The 2,116-nt window shown below is 62.6% G+C and carries 3 protein-coding genes; 1 reads left to right on the top strand and 2 read right to left on the bottom strand.

Features of this window, described 5'->3' with window-relative positions; genetic code table 11:
• Nucleotides 1–283 (top strand): hypothetical protein (locus tag KIT86_RS24965; protein ID WP_297403420.1); only part of this gene is annotated, 283 nt, incomplete at its 5' end.
• Nucleotides 284–289: 6 nt separating this feature from the next.
• Here the strand turns inward: KIT86_RS24965 and KIT86_RS24960 are convergent.
• A complete protein-coding gene (locus tag KIT86_RS24960) occupies nt 290–1,684 on the bottom strand; it encodes a transposase (RefSeq protein ID WP_297403418.1) in 1,395 nt (464 codons plus the stop codon).
• Nucleotides 1,605–2,116 (bottom strand): IS607 family transposase (locus KIT86_RS24955; protein WP_297403416.1); only part of this gene is annotated, 512 nt, incomplete at its 5' end. The genes KIT86_RS24955 and KIT86_RS24960, both read right to left, overlap by 80 nt.

Here is a 2,116-nt window from a genome sequence, read left to right as displayed (position 1 = left end):
TGGCGGCTGTGTGGTAGCCGTGTGGCAGCGAAGAAAAGAACAGAAGAAGAGAATGGATGTTGTGGAGCTGGGGCTTGCGTTTGCGCCGCTGTGTGGGGGATTCATCGCGGGGTGGGGAACAAGACATGCGCTACGATTAAAAACCGCAAATCCAACAAAAACTTGCAAAACTTGCCGAATTTCTACAACCCTGCAGAAAAAGAAGAAGAAAACCCCTCCACCCTCTCTACAGAGCAGGCCCGTAGCAGCAACGGCGCGAAAGCGCCGCTTTCGCGCCTCTTAACGAATCTCACAGCTCACAAACTATCTTCTGCAGCGTCAGGTAGCGCAGCAAAATGTTGCGTGCCGCAGATACGTCGCGGTCGGCCTCGTAGGCGCACGTGGGACAGCGAAACGTCTTGTTGCCGCCCAGCTTCTGGTGGATCGCGCCGCACTGCCCACACGTTTTCGACGTGTACGCCTCGTCGCAGATAACGACTTTGCACCACGGGTGCAGCGCAGCCTTGTCCAGCAGCCGCTGCCGGAAACTGTAATGCGACCACGTGCACATCTGCCTGACTGTCTTGCAGCGCAGCTTGCGCTCCCCACGCCGGATCATCTGCTGCGTCTCAAACTTGGGCAACAAAATGACCCTGTAGTTCCTACAGAGCCACGCCGCAAGCTTGCAATGCGTCTCTTTGACCCGGTTGTGGATGCGTTCATACACGCGGTAAAACGCCTTGCGCCGGCGCCGGCGCTGCTGGTAGCTGATGTCGGGCTCGGCAATCTTGCTCTGCAGCTTGTCGGCCGCGTAGCACAGCCGGAAGATGCCGTTCATGTCGCCGGCGCCCCACTCGATGCACTGGCCGTCGGCGTCGTACATCGTCTGGAAGGTGCGGACGCCCGGGTCCAGCGCAATGACGCCGTGGTGGCTCGCCGGTGCCAGCGACTCGTGCACGGGCGCCACCTGCTCGGGGATGCACAGGAAGTAGCGGCCCAGCCGGTCGTATCGCAGCTTGATGTCTGCCTCTAGCATCTCGGGCAGCGGCGAGCCGGCGCGCGTCTTCAGCACCCGAGGCCCCAGCAGTGCCGCAAATGGGCTCCTGCTCTTCTCCGGCCGGTTCCACCATCTCTTGCGCAGCGCCAGTGTCTGTTGCCGGTCGCGTCGCGTGCGAAACTGCAGCGTGTACGTGACGGGGTCCTCGCCGCGCTTATTGCGCGCTGCGTTCTTGGCACCCATGGAGCCACGCGCCTTGATGAGGTCGTGCAGCGCGTCGTCGCGAATATCAAAAGGCACCTCATATAGCCACGCCAGCTTCGGGTCTGCTGGCGTTGCCTGGCCCTCGCGATCGGCCTTTTTCATGCGGCAGGCCGCGCGCAGCTCCTTCAACGTGCACTTGGGATGGGCGCGCATGTGCTTCACGCCCATATTGTAGATCTTGCGATGCGCGGCCAGCCAGCGCCGGAACGTGCTGCGCTGCTCGGGTGTCGGGTAGACGCGGTAGAGTCGCGTGCGCAGGGGGTGCTCGTAGACCTTTTCGGCGCGACAGCCGTTCTTCATCTTCTTGCGCTTCTTGCGCTTGGCCCCTGTTTCTGTCGCCGCATCCAGCGCCTCAGACTCGGCTTCATTGTCGATCACGACCGGCTGTGGCTGCGGCTGCACCTGCACCTGTGCGGCCTTGGTCTTCTTGGCTGGCGGCGGCATGCCGGAGGCGCCGGTGGGCAGCGCTGCGCTTGCCGTTATGGCTTGCCACAAAGACGGTGGTGACGGCGAGCAGGTCTTCGGCGAGCTCGTTGTAGCCGGTGGCGTCGTCGCCGTCGTCGCCGTGTCCGGCTGCTTCACGTGGGCAGTGAAGCACGAGTTTTGTGCCGTGCTGCTGAAAGACGAACTCCAGCAGGTCGGTGGCAAAGCGCGCAAGCCGGTCGCGGTGCATGACCACAACCTGTGGGACCATGCCTGTGTTGACGCGTTCCAGAAGGGCACGAAGGCCCTTACGCTTGAAGTTGAGGCCCGAGCCGACGTCTTGGATGAGCTGGTGCTGGGGGTACGCTTCTTGGAGCGCGACGACTTGTCGCTGGAGGTCGGCGCGCTGCTTGGGACTGCTGACGCGGGCGTAGATGATGCCGGGGCAGGAGG

The sequence above is a fragment of the Hydrogenophaga sp. genome, from assembly GCF_026125825.1.
Lineage (GTDB): Bacteria > Pseudomonadota > Gammaproteobacteria > Burkholderiales > Burkholderiaceae_C > Hydrogenophaga.
This window is presented reverse-complemented; position numbering and strand designations above follow the sequence as displayed.

What these genes read in the sequence shown, in the direction of transcription:
- KIT86_RS24960 (WP_297403418.1), bottom strand. Translation starts at nt 1,684, where the DNA reads ATGCCGCCGCCAGCCAAGAAGACCAAGGCCGCACAGGTGCAGGTGCAG.